Genomic DNA, 14,728 nt, shown 5'->3' on the forward strand with positions numbered 1-14,728 from the left:
TTAAACCAATGAAAATGATTTTTAAAGAAATGAGATTGTTTGAAGAGAAGTAACTATAAAAAAAGGGGGGGTTAATTTTATTTTAAAGCTTATTTTCTTAAGTGAAATTCATTTTCTTAAGAATATAGGGGGTATTTGAAAATCATTCTCCCTACAACCCCCCTTAAGTATCCCCCTAAGAAGAGCGCTTTTTAATCAAGTCATCGCTTGACTAGCGTCAAGCTTTTCTTATTAGCACTTGTGCAAGCTTTTTACTAAAAACGCTAAAGTATTTTTAGATTTCATTTCCCTACATAGACTTGTCTTGGACGCGTGATCCTGGCTTGCGGGCTTTTGATATGTTCTAAAAGTTGTGCACACCAGCCCACGGTCCTACCGATGACAAAAACCGGTGTGAAAAAACGCACCGGGATTTTTAAAGCCCTTAAAATGGTGCCGGAGTAAAAATCCACATTAGGGTAGAGATTCCTTTCAATGAAATACTCATCTTTCAGAGCGATTTCTTCCACTTTTGCAGCGATTTCGCTCAAGCGTTCGTCCATTTTAACGCCCTTTTTATGCAATTCGTCTTTCAAGCCTTTGAGGATTTTAGCGCGCGGATCGTAACTCTTATACACCCTATGCCCAAAGCCCATGAGCTTGAAGCTATCGTTTTTGTCTTTCACTCGCGCGATGTATTTATCCACATTTTTCACATCGCCAATTTCTTCTAATTGGATAAGCACTTTTTCATTCGCTCCGCCATGCAAATGCCCCCATAAAGCGCTAATGCCCGCGCTAATGGCTGCATAAGGATGCACGCCGGTGCTAGCGACATTCCTTACTGTGGTAGAAGAGGCGTTTTGCCCATGATCAGCGTGTAGGGTTAAGATTTTATCAAAGGCTTCCACTTCTAGGGGCGTGATTCCCACTTCGCCTTGAGTGGTGTGTTTCAAGCGGCTATAAGGATAACCTCTCAGCATGAAAAGGATATTTTCCACATAAGAACGCGCGATATCCGGATAAATGATAGGCGCTCCCACTTCATTACGATAGCAAATAGCCGCAAGCGTGGGGATTTTAGCGACAATTCTTCTGGCCATGGTTTGGTAATCTTCTTCAGTGTGCATGTTTTGGTGCGTGGAATAAAGGGTGGATAAAATAGACACACCGCTAGAGAGTTTCGCCATAGGGTGGGCGTTGCTAGGGAAAGCTGAAAACATGTTGAGTAAGCTTTCATGCACAAAACTTCTGTGGCGTAATTCCAGTTCAAATTCTAAGCTTTCATCTTTATTTTTGGGTAGTTCTCCTGTGAGTAAGAGTCTGCACACATCTACATATTCGTAGTTAGCGACGAGATCTTCTATTTTATGCCCTCTATAATACAATTCGCCTTGTTTGCCATCAATGTAGCTAATGGTGGATTGGCAGCCGGCAGTGGAAGAATACCCTGGGTCGTAAGAAAAAAGCCCGGTCGTTTCAAAAAGTTTGGAAAAATCCACCGCTTTAGGCCCACGAGTGCATTTAATGGTTTCAAATTCATAGCGTTCATTGTTTTCATTGTTGATTAAAGTAACAGACATTGTGATCTCCTTAAGTATTTGATAGCGTTCAGCTCCTATTATAAGCCAAAAAATTAAATGATTTCTTTTTAAAAACATTTCGTTTTTTTAAGTTATTTTCAATCGCTACTTTTAAACACGCATTCAAAAAAGATTTTTAGGGGTTATAAGTATTTTTGCGCTAATATAGTCATTCAAACTTTAGAAAAAGGATAGACAATGGCTTACAACCCTAAAATTTTACAAAAACCTAAAGAGGGCGAAGAAATTACGATTAAAGGGGGGAAATTGCATGTGCCAAACCACCCTATTATCCCTTTTATTGAAGGCGATGGCATTGGATCAGATATTACCCCAGCGATGATTAAAGTGGTGGATAGCGCGGTTCAAAAAGCTTACAAAGGCGAGAAAAAAATCGCATGGTATGAAGTGTTTGTGGGCGAAAAATGCTATCAAAAATTTAAAGATCACAAGGAATTAAGCCCCGAAGAGCAATGGCTTTTACCGGACACTATTGAAGCGATCAACCACTATAAAGTCTCCATTAAAGGGCCTTTGACCACGCCTATTGGTGAGGGGTTTAGATCGTTAAATGTAGCGTTACGCCAAAAAATGGATTTGTATGTGTGCTTGAGGCCGGTAAGGTGGTACGGGAGTCCAAGCCCAGTTAAAGAGCCAGAAAAAGTGGATATGGTGATCTTTAGAGAAAATTCCGAAGACATTTATGCGGGCATTGAATGGCAAGAAGGCAGCGCGGAAGCGAAAAAACTCATCCATTTTTTACAAAACGAGTTAAAGGTTAAAAAAATCCGTTTCCCTGAAAGCAGCGGCATAGGGGTAAAACCCATTAGTAAAGAAGGCACAGAAAGGTTGGTGAGGAAAGCGATTGAATACGCTATTGATAACGACAAGCCAAGCGTAACTTTTGTGCATAAAGGTAACATCATGAAATACACCGAAGGGGCGTTCATGAAATGGGGCTATGCGCTCGCTCAAAAAGAATTTAACGCTCAAGTCATTGACAAAGGCCCATGGTGTTCTTTGAAAAACCCTAAAACCGGTAAAGAAATCATCATTAAAGACATGATCGCTGATGCGTTTTTGCAACAAATCCTTTTGCGCCCTAGCGAATACAGCGTCATTGCGACCATGAATTTAAACGGAGACTATATCTCTGATGCATTAGCGGCGATGGTGGGGGGCATTGGGATCGCTCCTGGGGCGAATCTTAACGACACAGTGGGCATGTTTGAAGCCACCCATGGCACCGCTCCTAAATACGCCGGGCTAGATAAAGTCAATCCGGGGTCTATTATTTTGAGTGCAGAAATGATGTTAAGGCATATGGGCTGGGTGGAAGCGGCTGATTTGATCGTTTCTGCGATGGAAAAAGCGATTAAGAGCAAGAAAGTTACTTATGATTTCGCTCGTTTGATGGATGGGGCTAAAGAAGTCAAATGCTCTGAGTTTGCTAGCGTGATGATCGATCACATGTAAAAGAGCGTTTTTAAGCTTTTAATGGCGTTTGAATGCAATTAGACTAATACTATCATAAGGAATAAAGTTGATAAAATTTGTGCGTAATGTGGTTTTGTTCATTTTAACAGCGATCTTTTTAGTGCTCATGCTCGTGGCAAGCTATTGCATGCCTCATTATAGCGTGGCTGTCATTAGTGGGGTGGAAGTCAAAAGAATGAATGAAAATGAAAACACGCCCAATAAGGAAACAAAAACCCTTGCTAGAGATGTCTATTTTGTGCAAACTTACGACCCTAAGGATCAAAAAAGCGTGACCGTTTATCGTAACGAAGACACGCGCTTTGGCTTCCCTTACTATTTTAAGTTTAATTCGGCTGATATTTCGGCTCTCGCTCAAAGTTTAGTCAACCAACAAGTGGAAGTGCAATACTATGGCTGGCGGATCAATTTGTTTAACATGTTCCCTAATGTGATTTTTATAAAGCCCTTAAAAGAGAGCGCTGAAGTGTCAAAACCCATTTTTAGCTGGATTTTATACGCTTTATTGCTTGGGGGGTATTTTATCAGCGTGCGATCGGTTCGCTCTTTATTTAAGGGCAAAGCTCATTAATTCTTTCAAACTTTTTTGAAAAATCGCAATGGGGTTATTGGAACGCTCATTAAAAAGCTCAATATAAGGCAAACTGATGCTGTAAAAAGCGGTGTTGTTTTCTCTTAAATTGATAGCGATTTGATAATCTAGTTTGTGGGATTTCAATAAAAAGTCATTCAACAAACAATCGTTGATTAAACCCAAATTGTCATGGCTAATCAAAAGCGTTTTGGCTTTTAATCTCAAGGCTAAATCCAGCATGTTTTCTTCTAAAGTGATAGGCACGCATAACCCTCCAGCCCCTTCAACGATGACTAAATCGTAAGTTTTGGTGAAATGGTGGATGCGTTGGATTAAATGATTGGTGTCAATAGGGGCGTTTGGATCTTCTTCTTGTTGGGCGATGAGGGGGGCTGAAGCTTTGTGATAACGATAGAATGAAATGTCTTTTAAGGTTAAAGAGCTGTCTAAAAGGCGGTTATCTTGCAAGAACAAATGCGCATCGCTAGAATGATTGATTGCATCATTGACGCCGGTTTCAATGGGTTTTAACAAAATCGTTTTAATGCCACAAGTATTGCAATATTGGGCTAATAGCCTAGCGCAAGTGGTTTTGCCGGCGTTGGTGTTAGTCGCACTGATAAAGAGCATGGTTTAACCCTTAAATTTATAGTCATCGCCCATAAAGTGGTAAGCCCCATCAAAGATTTGAGCGGTCAATACCTTTTTAACTTGTGGTAACTTCACATTCTTAAGCGCTTCTTTTGGGACTTCAATTACGAGTTGGTTAAACGATTGGTCGCTTAAGGGGTTATCAATATCAAAAATGAAATTTAAGATATTGTGGAGCGAGTTATAAGTAATCTTGTCAATCAAAGCGTAAGTTAGTCTTACTCTCTCTGCTTGGTCAATAGCGGTTACAATACTTTTAGATAGTCTAGGGCTGATGTTATCAAGCTGTGTCGCTAAATCTGTCGGCGAGATGAAACAATAACCTGCATCGGTGTCTATAGTGTTAGCAAGGACATTAGCGATTAGTCTTTTACTCGCTTTTCTGCCTTGTTTCATCGCTTTGACAAGGTTATTGACCTTAATGTTGTGGTTGTAACTTTGTCTGTAACTTTTACTCATAGCGCATTTTTGTTGTTCTCGCTCTTTAATGGCTTGTTGCTCCCAATTTTCTATCTCATCAATAGTGAAAACTTTAGGGTGTCCATACGCACGAACCCTACTTTGTGTCCTTTTAATATACCCTTTGATTTCATTTTCAAATGTGTCTGTAAGGTTGCCAATAGTAAGGGGCATATAAATTGCTTTGATTTGTGTTTTAGCAATGTCTTCAAAAGCTATACCATAATTGTCTTTTTCAGGGTTTTTATCAAAGAATGTAAAGACTTGATTTTGTAGTCTTGTGAGAGATTGTGGTAATTTGCTAGGGACAGAGAATGTGATGTTATTAAATTTGCTCCACACCTTACCGAAAGTCTTTGGTTCAGCGCTCACCAATTCCACCTTATTAGTCTTTGCGCTTTCGCAATAACAAATCGCCGCTTGATTGAATTGTCTCGCCCATAATAACAAGTGGTTTTTTAAATCAAATGTGTTACTAGGTTCATTGACAAATACAAAAAAGCTAGTCTCTTTATCAGGGATAAGGTCGTCTTTTAAATTGTCTTTCCAATAACCAATTACTTGAATATAACCGATGAAATCTCGCTTTTGGTCTAGGAGAGATTTTAATTCTCTTGTTCTTTGCATATTGTCTTTTTGAGTGTAGAAGTATCTCTCAACGAATTTCTTACTAGACATAAAGTCTCTCATTGTGGTTTCGCTTTCAGGGTTTAAGAATTTACTAACAAAAGACTTACCTAATGCTGTGGATAGTTTGAGGGTGATAGTCCTATACTCTCTCAAAAAAGCATCAGCAATATAAGAAGCTTCTACAGGGTTAGGGTCGTCATTCCACTTTTTAGCTACTTTGTCTAACTCGGCGACTTTATAACCGCTCTTATAAGCTCCTATCAGTTTTTCTCGTTCCTTTTCGGTAAAGTCTTTAATAAAAGCTTCTTTAAAAGGTCTAAACGCTGAAATAGTCCCAAAAGGTAGTCCGCTTTTGATTTTATTGACAATGCTAATACGACTAGCGCTTTCAATCGTGGAAGCTTTAATAGTCTCTGTGGGTTGTTGGTTTTTAAGTCGTGAGAGTTCATCGCCAAAAGCATCTAAAGTGTCTCTTAAAGATAAGCCATCTTTTATTTTCACTCTAGGTTTATTCGCTTTCATTAGTCTTTTGTTCTCCATAGCCCTATCAATAGCCTCTGTCAAAGAGTATGTCTTTCTAGGCTCATCAACCATTTCTAAAAAATCGTAATTCAACATCGTTTTCGTGTCTTTCCATATTTTAGGTTCTCAATTCTAACCAATCTAATGCTATTATTAATCGTTAATGGTAATTTTAATGCGGTTATTTGCTATAATGTTAAAACTTCACATGTAAGGTTGGTCTTATGAATATTTTATTTGGAATTAGCGACACGCAAGAATGTTATAACGCTATTAAATTCGCTGTCAAATTAGCCCATTCGCTTAAAGAGGTTCGTTTTACCCTATTGCATGTGAGCATGGAAGTGTTTATTTATAGCGAAAGCGGGATGATGGATTATGGCCAAACAGAAGCCTTAGAAGAAGAAAAAGCTAAGGCTTTGTTAAAACAATTTGAAGAGGCTTTCAAAAAGGAAAATATAGAATGCGAGAGCGTTCTAAAAAGCGGTGATTTGATTGATGTGGTCTTGGATATGGCAAAAGATTATGATTTGTTGTTGATCGGGGCGAGCGAATCTAATTTGTTGTATCGTTTGTTCATTTCACACCAAAATAGCTTGGTTGAGCAGTCCAGTATCCCTGTAGTGATCGCTAAATAACATGAAAATCTATAAAATACCCACCCCCACCATGTCGCAAGTGATCATGCTCAATGACTCTATCACGACAGCGGAATTTGTGATCTCTGCTTTAAGGGATTTTTTTGACAAGCCTTTGAAGGAGGCTCAAGAACTCATGCTAAATATCCATCGTGATGGCGAGGGGGTTTGTGGCGTCTATCCTTATGATATTGCCAGGTATAGGGCAGCATGCGTGAAAGACAAGGCTAGAGCGTTAAATTTCCCTTTAAGATTATTGGTAGAAGAGATAAGATGATGGATAAATTCAATAAAGATTTGAATGGCGTGTTGGCTCAAGCTTTAGATTTAGCCCTAGATTTTAACCATGCCCTTTGCACCACAGAGCATGTGTTATTAGCCGTCTTAGAGCATGAGTGTGGGGCAAGGATTTTTAACACTTTAGAAGAAGATGACTACCATAAAATGAGGGAAATCCTTAAAGACTACTTGTTGCAATATATCCCTTTAAAGAACGATCCAGCCAAAATACCGGACAGGAGTTTTGTGCTATCAAGGGTGTTTAAAAAAATGCATGCGAGTTATTTAGAGAGCGTGGGCGTGGAAGAATTGCTGATTTTCATGCTAGAACACACCGATTGTTACGCTTCAAAACTCATGGATAGTTTTGGTATCACTCGTTCGTATTTCAAGTCTGCTTTATTGGAATTGGATCATTTTACGGATCCCGTTCTTAATGAAGCTGAAGAAGCACCCAAAAATAACGCTCTAAAAAAATACGCTAAAAATTTGAGCGCTTTAGCCCAAGATAACGCTTTAGATCCGGTCATTGGGAGGGAAGAAGAGATTTTAAGGGTCATAGAAATTTTAGGGCGGCGCAAAAAAAATAACTCGCTTTTAATTGGCGAAGCAGGAGTAGGCAAAACCTCCATCGCTGAAGCTTTGGCTTTAAAAATCGCCCACAAAGAAGTGCCGGAGTTTTTGCAAGATTATGAAGTCTATTCTTTAGATTTAGCCTTAATGGTGGCTGGGGCGAAATACAGAGGGGATTTTGAAAAACGCTTGAAAAAAACGATCAAAGAGATCCAACAAAACGGCCGTATCATTTTATTCATTGATGAAATCCACACCCTTTTAGGTGCAGGGAGCAGTAACGCCGGGAGCTTGGATGCGGCGAACATGCTAAAACCGCTCTTAACCGATGGGAGCTTGAAATGTTTGGGAGCGACCACTTTTGAAGAATACCGCAGCGTGTTTGAAAAAGACAAGGCTTTCAATAGGCGTTTTTCTATAGTGAATGTTGAAGAGCCTTCTAAAGAAGCGTGTTACTTGATTTTAAAAAAGATCGCCCCCCTTTATGAAGAGCACCACCAAGTGCGTTATGATGAAAGCGTGTTTAAGGCATGCGTGGATTTAACGAGTTATTACATGCATGATAAATTCTTGCCGGATAAAGCGATTGAATTATTAGATGAGGTGGGATCAAGGAAAAAGATCAACCCCAAAAAAGGTAAAAAAATCAGCGTTGATGATGTGCAAGAAACGCTCGCTCTAAAACTTAAAATCCCTAAAATGCGTTTGAGCGGCGATAAAAAAGCCCTTTTGAGAAACTTGGAAAAATCGCTAAAAAATAAGATTTTTGCCCAAACAGAAGCGATTAATCTCATCAGCAATGTAATTAAAATCCAGTATTGCGGGCTTTCTTCTAAAAATAAGCCTGTGGGGAGCTTTTTATTCGTGGGGCCTAGTGGGGTGGGGAAAACAGAGTTGGCTAAAGAATTGGCCTTGAATTTGGATTTGCATTTTGAACGCTTTGACATGAGCGAATACAAAGAAGCCCATAGCGTGGCAAAGCTTATCGGTAGCCCTAGCGGTTATGTGGGGTTTGAACAAGGGGGGTTATTGGTGAATGCGATCAAAAAACACCCGCATTGTTTGTTGCTTTTAGATGAGATAGAAAAGGCCCATTCTAATGTGTATGATTTGTTGTTGCAAGTGATGGATAACGCCACTTTGAGCGACAATCTAGGCAACAAGGCGAGTTTTAAGCATGTGATTTTGATCATGACTTCAAATGTGGGGAGTAGGGATAAGGATGCACTAGGGTTTTTTAGCGCTAAAAACACCAAGTATGATAGAGCCATTAAAGAGCTTTTAACCCCTGAGTTACGCTCCAGAATTGATGCGATTGTGCCTTTTAGAGCGTTGAATTTGGAGGATTTTGAACGCATTGTTTGGGTGGAATTAGACAAACTCAAAGCCCTAGTGTTGGAGCAAGATATAACTTTAAACTTCCATAAAGAAGTGGTGAAATTTATCGCGCAAAAGAGCTACCAAACGACTTTGGGAGCGAGAGAAATTAAAAAAATCATCCACAATGAAATCAAAACCCCATTAAGCGACATGCTGCTCTTGCAATCGTTTAAAAAACCTTGCAAGATCGCTTGCTTATTAGAAAACAATCAATTGGTTTTGAAAGAAATCAAGCGCATGCAAAAGGTGAAAGAAAATGACTTTTGAAATGCTTTATAGCAAAATCCACAGAGCGACTATCACGGACGCTAACCTCAACTATGTGGGCTCGATCACCATAGATGAAAATTTAGCCAAGCTCGCTAAACTTAGAGAGGGCATGAAAGTGGAAATCGTCAATATTAATAACGGCGAACGCTTCAGCACCTATGTGATTTTAGGGAAAAAAAGGGGTGAAATTTGCGTTAATGGTGCAGCAGCGAGAAAAGTGGCCATAGGCGATGTGGTGATCATTTTAGCTTATGCGAGCATGAATGAAGAGGAAATGAATGCACACAAGCCGCGCATTGTGTTGGTCAATGAAAAAAATGAAATTTTAGAAAAATAAAAGGTTGGATATGGATTTTAGTCAATTGAGCGGGTTATTAGACGGCGTGAAAAAAGAATTTTCTCAACTAGAAGAACAAAATAAAGAAACGATTTACACTTCCAAAAGCGGTGGGGGAATGGTGAGCGTGAGTTTTAATGGGGTGGGGGAGTTGGTGGATTTGCAAATTGATGACAGCCTGTTAGAAGATAAAGAAGCGATGCAAATCTATTTGATGAGCGCTTTGAATGACGGGTATAAAAATGTGGACGAAAATAGAAAAAACTTAGCCTTTAAAATGTTGGGGAATTTTACCAAGTTGTGATGTTTCACAAAGCCCTTATCGTTCTAGTGTTTTTTGTGAATGGCTTAGGGGCTTATGATTTCAAGCATTGTCAGGCGTTTTTTCAAAAAGCCAGCCTTCAAAAAGGGGGTGTGGCTTTAAAAGAGTTGCCTAAAGGCGTGTATTTATATTATTCTAAAACCTACCCTAAACATGCCAAAGTCATCAAATCCGATCCTTTCATCGGGTTGTATTTGTTGCAAAGCGCGCCAAGCGCTTACGCTTATACTTTAAGGGACTTGGATAAAGATGCCCTTACAAGGCCTATGGCTAGCGTGGGGGAAAATCAAGCTACAGAAGCACGATTACTCTCTTTACAAAAAGGCTATGACCGCTACGCTCGTATTGCACAAGAGGTTCAAAAAAATGGCGTTATTAGCAATATTTGCTATCAAATGTTAGGGCTAGGAGTGGGGGGGAATGGTTTTATAGAAACAAAATTCATCAAGCGCTTTTTAAGCCAACAAGAGCCTTATTATGGGGATATTGGGGTGCGTATAGAGGATAAAAATAAGCGTTTGGTGGTGGTGCAATTTGATCCCTTTTTCCCTAAAAACCCTTTTTTAAAAAACGATGAAATCCTAGCGATTAATGATCATAAGATCCATTCGTTAGCGGAGTTTGAATGGGTGGTGAGCAATTTGAAATACCAAAGCTTTGCAAAAGTGAAAATCAAACGAAACCATAAAATCAAAGAAGTAACGCTTAAAGTCAATAAGCGTTATGGGGGGTTTTTACTCAAAGACACTTTTTTAGAACGCTATCATATCGCTTTAGACGAGCGTTTTATCATCACTAAAATAGGCAGTCATTTACCCAAAGGCTTGGATTTTTTAAAGCTTGGGGATAGGATTTTATGGGTGAATCGTAAGGATGTGGCTTTCAACCCGAAGGCTTTAAGAGAAGCGTTGAGCGCGCCTAAAATTGAATTGTTGGTGTGGCGTAAAGGCTTTGAATTTTACATTAAAATCCGTTGAAATTGATGAAACATGACGCTTATGAAATCATTCTTTCTTGGTTTATCACACCGCTCACGGCGATTTTAGGGCGTTTTGCTGAATTTTTCCTCTACACTTTGCATGCGCAATTCGTGTTCAATAGCACGGTCGCTTTGGCGTTCATGCTCTTTGCTTATAAAAGTTTGAAAGAGCAGAATTTTTTCAGCGCTAGCGCGATTTTAGAAGCGTTATGGTTTGTGGGGTTTTTTGCACTTTTTAACTACGCTTTAAAAAACCCTTCGCATTTTTATGAATTTTTTCAAAACGCAATTTTTATTTTGCCCAACATGCTCACCCATGCCCTTTCTCAAAGCTTGAGTAACTTTTCCAACCACACGCTTTCATTGGATTTTATCTTCAATCATGGGTTTTATGCCCTTAGTTTTATCAGCGATTTGAACCATAATGAAATATCTGTGTGGCTTTTTTTAAGCGTTTTGCAAGCGCTTTTTTTGAGCGTGCTGTTTGCGATCATTATTTTAGTGTATTTGGAAGTGCATGTGTGGTGCTCTTTAGGGGCGCTGTTTTTAGCGTTTGGGTTTTTTAAAACCTGGAGGAGCGTCGTGTTTGCATGCCTTAAAAAATGCCTAGCCCTTGGGTTTTACAAGCCTTTTTTATTGTTGGTTGGGTTTTTGAACGTATCGGTTACTAAAGCCTTAATCAACGCTCATATGCAAGAACAACAAGAATTGAGCCTTTTATTGGTGGTAGCGTTATTTTTGTGTTGCGTTTTTATCATAGGCGTGCCTTTTTTCATCAACGCTTTGTTTAGGGTGCAAAATAGCCTTAAAGAAACTTACAAACTCGCTACAAATTTGAGCGCTAACCTCAGCCAAAGCGCTTTGGCTTCCTTACAATACATTACTACCCCACCTGTTACTACCACTCCCTCTAGCGCTTCTGCTTTTGCAAGCGAAAGCGTCTCTAAAGAAAAGGAAACGCATTCCCCCACATTCAAGGTAGAAACTACCCAATTAGATGTAAAAATTCCAAATTTCAAGCAAAAAAAGGTTAAAAAGGATACAATAAATACAAAAAACGAAATTTAAATAAATAGGAATTTAATGAGAATTTTTTTTGTTATTATGGGACTTGTGTTGTTTGGTTGCACGAGCAAGGTGCATGAAATGAAAAAAAGCCCTTGCACCTTGTATGAAAACAGGTTAAACCTTGCATGAAAGAAAAGCCTTTCAACAGCGAGCAGTTAGTCTTTTTAGAAGAGCTTTTAAGCCAGCAAGAAAAGCATTTAGAAAACAAGCTCTCTAGTTTTTCAGTGAGTGATTTGGACATGCAAAGCGTGTTTAGGCTGGAGAGGAATCGTTTGAAAATCGCTTACAAGCTCTTAGGCTTGATGAGTTTTATCGTTTTTGTTTTAGCGATCGTGTTAATCAGCCTCCTACCCTTACAAAAAACCGAACACCATTTCGTGGATTTTTTAAATCAAGACAAGCATTACGCCATTATCCAAAGAGCGGATAAAAGCATTTCTAGTAATGAAGCTTTAGCCCGATCGCTCATTGGGGCGTATGTGTTAAACCGAGAGAGCATTAATCGCATTGACGATAAGTCGCGCTATGAACTGGTGCGCTTGCAAAGCAATGCTAAAGTGTGGCAGCGTTTTGAAGATGTGATTAAAACCAATAACAGCATTTACGCGCAAAGCCATTTGGAAAGAGAGGTTCATATCGTCAATATTGCGATTTATCAGCAAGATAATAACCCCATTGCAAGCGTGTCCATTGCCGCCAAACTCTTGAATGAAAACAGATTAGTGTATGAAAAGCGTTATAAAATCGTGATGAGTTATGTTTTTGACGCTCCGGATTTTGATTACGCTTCCATGCCTAAAAACCCTACCGGCTTTAAGGTTATCCGCTATAGCATCACTGAAATTGCACCCAGAAACAAGAGCGATTGATGCAAAGATTTTTATTCATTCTTGCGTTCGTTTTTAGCGCTTTAAAGGCCGATGATTTTTTAGAAGAATTTAGCGAAAAAGCCCCCACGAATTTAAACCACCCCATGCAGGATTTAAACGCCATTCAAGGGAGTTTTTTCAATAAAAACCGCTCAACAATGTCCAACACTTTGAACATCGATTACTTTCAAGGGCAAACTTATAAGATCCGCTTGCGCTATGCGATGGCGACTTTATTGTTTTTTTCAAAACCCATTAGCGATTTTGTTTTAGGGGATAAGGTGGGCTTTGATGCAAAAATCTTAGAAAGCAATGATCACATTTTGCTCATCAAACCTTTGCAAATTGGCGTGGATTCTAATATCAGCGTGATTGATAGTGAGGGTAAGATTTTTTCTTTCTATGTGTTTTCTACGACTTTCACTAGCTCCAAACACCCTAATTTGCAGGTTTTTATAGAAGATAAGAATTATTATTCTAACGCTTTCATGAAGCCTAAAAAAGAAAATACAACTGAAAATGTTACTGAAAACACCCTTGAAAACGCTAACAAGCCCTTAAAAGAAACCAAAGCCACAGAAGAAACCAAAGAAAAAGAAGAAGAGGCCATAACTATTGGCGATAACACCAATGCGATGAAAATCGTTAAAAAAGACATTCAAAAAAACTATAAAGCTTTAAAAAGCTCCCAAAGGAAATGGTATTGTTTGTGGCTATGCTCTAAAAAATCCAAACTCTCCTTAATGCCTAAAGAAATTTTTAACGACAAACAATTCACTTATTTCAAATTTGACAAAAGATTAGCGCTCTCTAAATTCCCGGTGATTTATAAGGTCGTTGATGGCTATGATAACCCAGTGAATACAAGGATTGTGGGCGATTACATTATCGCTGAAGACGTTTCGCCTAAATGGACTTTAAGGCTAGGTAAGGACTATTTGTGCATCCGTTTGATAACAAAGGGTAGAGATGAATAAATGGCTCAAAGGGGTGCTGATTGTTGCAGGGGGTTTTGTAACGATTACAACAATTTCTTTAATCTACCACCAAAAGCCAAAAGCCCCCTTAAACAACCCACCCGCTCTTTTAAATGACGATGAGGTGAAATACCCCTTACAGGATTACACTTTCACTCCAAGCTTTCAACCAACCCCCACAGAAAACTCCAAAGACGCCACTATAAAAGCCTTACAAGAACAGCTAAGAGCCGCTTTAAAAGCCCTAAATTCCAAAGAAATAAACTTTCCTAAAGAAGAAACTAAAGAACTTACCAACCCTCCCATAGAACCAAAAGCAAACACAGCCCCCCCTAAAAAAGACTTTTCCCTAAAACAATTAGATTTATTAGCCTCTCGCATCACCCCTTTCAAACAAAACCCTAAAAATTACGAAGAAAACTTGATTTTCCCGGTGGATAACCCTAAAGGGATCGATGGCTTTACTAACCTTAAAGAAAAAGACATCGCCACCAATGAAAACAAACTCCTGCGCACCATTACAGCGGATAAAATGATACCTGCATTTTTGATCACGCCTATTTCTAGCCAGATTGCTGGTAAAGTCATCGCGCAAGTGGAGAGCGATATTTTTGCTCACATGGGAAAGGCTGTTTTAATCCCTAAAGGCTCTAAAGTCATAGGCTATTACAGCAACAATAACAAAATGGGCGAATACCGCTTGGATATTGTATGGAGTAGGATCATCACCCCCCATGGCATCAATATCATGCTCACTAACGCTAAAGGGGCGGACATTAAAGGCTATAACGGCTTGGTGGGGGAATTGATTGAAAGGAATTTCCAACGCTATGGCGTGCCTTTATTACTTTCTACGCTCACTAACGGCTTATTGATTGGGATCACTTCGGCTTTAAACAACAGAGGCAATAAAGAAGAGGCGACTAATTTTTTTGGGGATTATCTTTTAATGCAATTGATGAGGCAAAGCGGTATGGGGATCAACCAAGTGGTCAATCAAATTTTAAGAGACAAGAGCAAAATCGCCCCCATTGTCATCATTAGAGAGGGGAGCAGGGTATTCATTTCGCCTAATACTGACATTTTCTTCCCTATACCCAGAGACAATGAAGTCATCGCTGAATTTTTGGAGTGATTAAAT

General features: G+C 39.3%; 16 protein-coding genes. 13 read left to right on the plus strand and 3 right to left on the minus strand.

The window, feature by feature from the left end:
• Window positions 1-281: 281 nt before the first annotated feature.
• On the minus strand, window positions 282-1,562 hold the full coding sequence (locus AA977_RS00140) for a citrate synthase (protein ID WP_064434111.1): 1,281 nt from the start codon (window positions 1,560-1,562) through the stop codon (window positions 282-284).
• A gap of 198 nt (window positions 1,563-1,760) precedes the next feature.
• Between AA977_RS00140 and icd the strand changes: the two genes are divergently transcribed.
• Both icd and AA977_RS00150 read left to right on the plus strand, forming a co-directional pair.
• Window positions 1,761-3,038 (plus strand): isocitrate dehydrogenase (NADP(+)), encoded by a 1,278-nt coding sequence (icd, locus tag AA977_RS00145; protein WP_064434112.1) that lies wholly within the window; start codon window positions 1,761-1,763, stop codon window positions 3,036-3,038.
• Between the two features lie 67 nt (window positions 3,039-3,105).
• Complete coding sequence (locus AA977_RS00150; protein WP_033604129.1) at window positions 3,106-3,630, plus strand: DUF1523 family protein; 525 nt, start codon at window positions 3,106-3,108, stop codon at window positions 3,628-3,630.
• Here the strand turns inward: AA977_RS00150 and bioD are convergent.
• Window positions 3,607-4,263: a dethiobiotin synthase gene (gene bioD, locus AA977_RS00155; RefSeq protein WP_064434113.1), complete on the minus strand. Its 657-nt coding sequence runs from the start codon at window positions 4,261-4,263 to the stop codon at window positions 3,607-3,609. The genes AA977_RS00150 and bioD overlap by 24 nt on opposite strands.
• A gap of 3 nt (window positions 4,264-4,266) precedes the next feature.
• The gene (locus AA977_RS00160) at window positions 4,267-5,991 is read right to left on the minus strand and encodes a hypothetical protein (RefSeq protein WP_064434114.1); all 1,725 of its coding nucleotides are present in this window, start codon (window positions 5,989-5,991) and stop codon (window positions 4,267-4,269) included.
• Between the two features lie 128 nt (window positions 5,992-6,119).
• On the opposite strand from AA977_RS00160, the gene AA977_RS00165 reads away from it, so the two are divergent.
• The 11 genes from AA977_RS00165 to AA977_RS00215 are packed head-to-tail and all read left to right on the plus strand — an operon-like array spanning window position 6,120 to window position 14,722.
• Window positions 6,120-6,533, plus strand: coding sequence for a universal stress protein (locus tag AA977_RS00165; RefSeq protein WP_001023012.1), 414 nt, complete (start codon window positions 6,120-6,122; stop codon window positions 6,531-6,533).
• Window position 6,534: 1 nt separating this feature from the next.
• A complete protein-coding gene (locus tag AA977_RS00170; protein ID WP_033738812.1) occupies window positions 6,535-6,810 on the plus strand; it encodes an ATP-dependent Clp protease adaptor ClpS in 276 nt (91 codons plus the stop codon).
• A complete protein-coding gene (locus AA977_RS00175; RefSeq protein ID WP_064434115.1) occupies window positions 6,810-9,032 on the plus strand; it encodes an AAA family ATPase in 2,223 nt (740 codons plus the stop codon). Before AA977_RS00170 ends, AA977_RS00175 begins: the two co-directional genes overlap by 1 nt.
• Window positions 9,022-9,372, plus strand: coding sequence for an aspartate 1-decarboxylase (gene panD / locus AA977_RS00180; protein WP_064434116.1), 351 nt, complete (start codon window positions 9,022-9,024; stop codon window positions 9,370-9,372). The genes AA977_RS00175 and panD overlap by 11 nt, the downstream gene beginning before the upstream one ends.
• A 10-nt stretch (window positions 9,373-9,382) precedes the next feature.
• On the plus strand, window positions 9,383-9,676 hold the full coding sequence (locus AA977_RS00185) for a YbaB/EbfC family nucleoid-associated protein (RefSeq protein WP_000347932.1): 294 nt from the start codon (window positions 9,383-9,385) through the stop codon (window positions 9,674-9,676).
• A complete protein-coding gene (locus AA977_RS00190; protein ID WP_064434117.1) occupies window positions 9,676-10,671 on the plus strand; it encodes a PDZ domain-containing protein in 996 nt (331 codons plus the stop codon). Before AA977_RS00185 ends, AA977_RS00190 begins: the two co-directional genes overlap by 1 nt.
• Window positions 10,672-10,676: 5 nt before the next feature.
• Window positions 10,677-11,741, plus strand: a complete 1,065-nt coding sequence (locus AA977_RS00195) for a type IV secretion system protein (protein ID WP_064435164.1) — start codon at window positions 10,677-10,679, stop codon at window positions 11,739-11,741.
• Window positions 11,742-11,756: 15 nt separating this feature from the next.
• The gene (locus tag AA977_RS00200; protein WP_001217877.1) at window positions 11,757-11,870 is read left to right on the plus strand and encodes a hypothetical protein; all 114 of its coding nucleotides are present in this window, start codon (window positions 11,757-11,759) and stop codon (window positions 11,868-11,870) included.
• Window positions 11,867-12,610, plus strand: coding sequence for a VirB8 family type IV secretion system protein (locus tag AA977_RS00205; protein WP_064434118.1), 744 nt, complete (start codon window positions 11,867-11,869; stop codon window positions 12,608-12,610). Before AA977_RS00200 ends, AA977_RS00205 begins: the two co-directional genes overlap by 4 nt.
• On the plus strand, window positions 12,610-13,587 hold the full coding sequence (locus AA977_RS00210; RefSeq protein WP_064434119.1) for a TrbG/VirB9 family P-type conjugative transfer protein: 978 nt from the start codon (window positions 12,610-12,612) through the stop codon (window positions 13,585-13,587). Before AA977_RS00205 ends, AA977_RS00210 begins: the two co-directional genes overlap by 1 nt.
• Window positions 13,580-14,722 (plus strand): DNA type IV secretion system protein ComB10, encoded by a 1,143-nt coding sequence (locus AA977_RS00215; RefSeq protein ID WP_064434120.1) that lies wholly within the window; start codon window positions 13,580-13,582, stop codon window positions 14,720-14,722. The genes AA977_RS00210 and AA977_RS00215 overlap by 8 nt, the downstream gene beginning before the upstream one ends.
• The last annotated feature ends 6 nt before the right edge of the window (window positions 14,723-14,728 follow it).

Origin of the sequence: Helicobacter pylori (assembly GCF_001653455.1) — a bacterium.
Classification (GTDB): Bacteria; Campylobacterota; Campylobacteria; order Campylobacterales; family Helicobacteraceae; genus Helicobacter; species Helicobacter pylori_A.

What these genes read in the sequence shown, in the direction of transcription:
- AA977_RS00215 (WP_064434120.1), top strand. Translation starts at nt 13,580, where the DNA reads ATGAATAAATGGCTCAAAGGGGTGCTGATTGTTGCAGGGGGTTTTGTA.
- AA977_RS00170 (WP_033738812.1), top strand. Translation starts at nt 6,535, where the DNA reads ATGAAAATCTATAAAATACCCACCCCCACCATGTCGCAAGTGATCATG.
- AA977_RS00175 (WP_064434115.1), top strand. Translation starts at nt 6,810, where the DNA reads ATGGATAAATTCAATAAAGATTTGAATGGCGTGTTGGCTCAAGCTTTA.
- panD (WP_064434116.1), top strand. Translation starts at nt 9,022, where the DNA reads ATGACTTTTGAAATGCTTTATAGCAAAATCCACAGAGCGACTATCACG.
- AA977_RS00210 (WP_064434119.1), top strand. Translation starts at nt 12,610, where the DNA reads ATGCAAAGATTTTTATTCATTCTTGCGTTCGTTTTTAGCGCTTTAAAG.
- bioD (WP_064434113.1), bottom strand. Translation starts at nt 4,263, where the DNA reads ATGCTCTTTATCAGTGCGACTAACACCAACGCCGGCAAAACCACTTGC.
- AA977_RS00140 (WP_064434111.1), bottom strand. Translation starts at nt 1,562, where the DNA reads ATGTCTGTTACTTTAATCAACAATGAAAACAATGAACGCTATGAATTT.
- AA977_RS00160 (WP_064434114.1), bottom strand. Translation starts at nt 5,991, where the DNA reads ATGTTGAATTACGATTTTTTAGAAATGGTTGATGAGCCTAGAAAGACA.
- AA977_RS00185 (WP_000347932.1), top strand. Translation starts at nt 9,383, where the DNA reads ATGGATTTTAGTCAATTGAGCGGGTTATTAGACGGCGTGAAAAAAGAA.
- AA977_RS00165 (WP_001023012.1), top strand. Translation starts at nt 6,120, where the DNA reads ATGAATATTTTATTTGGAATTAGCGACACGCAAGAATGTTATAACGCT.
- AA977_RS00205 (WP_064434118.1), top strand. Translation starts at nt 11,867, where the DNA reads ATGAAAGAAAAGCCTTTCAACAGCGAGCAGTTAGTCTTTTTAGAAGAG.
- AA977_RS00190 (WP_064434117.1), top strand. Translation starts at nt 9,676, where the DNA reads ATGTTTCACAAAGCCCTTATCGTTCTAGTGTTTTTTGTGAATGGCTTA.
- AA977_RS00200 (WP_001217877.1), top strand. Translation starts at nt 11,757, where the DNA reads ATGAGAATTTTTTTTGTTATTATGGGACTTGTGTTGTTTGGTTGCACG.
- AA977_RS00195 (WP_064435164.1), top strand. Translation starts at nt 10,677, where the DNA reads ATGAAACATGACGCTTATGAAATCATTCTTTCTTGGTTTATCACACCG.
- icd (WP_064434112.1), top strand. Translation starts at nt 1,761, where the DNA reads ATGGCTTACAACCCTAAAATTTTACAAAAACCTAAAGAGGGCGAAGAA.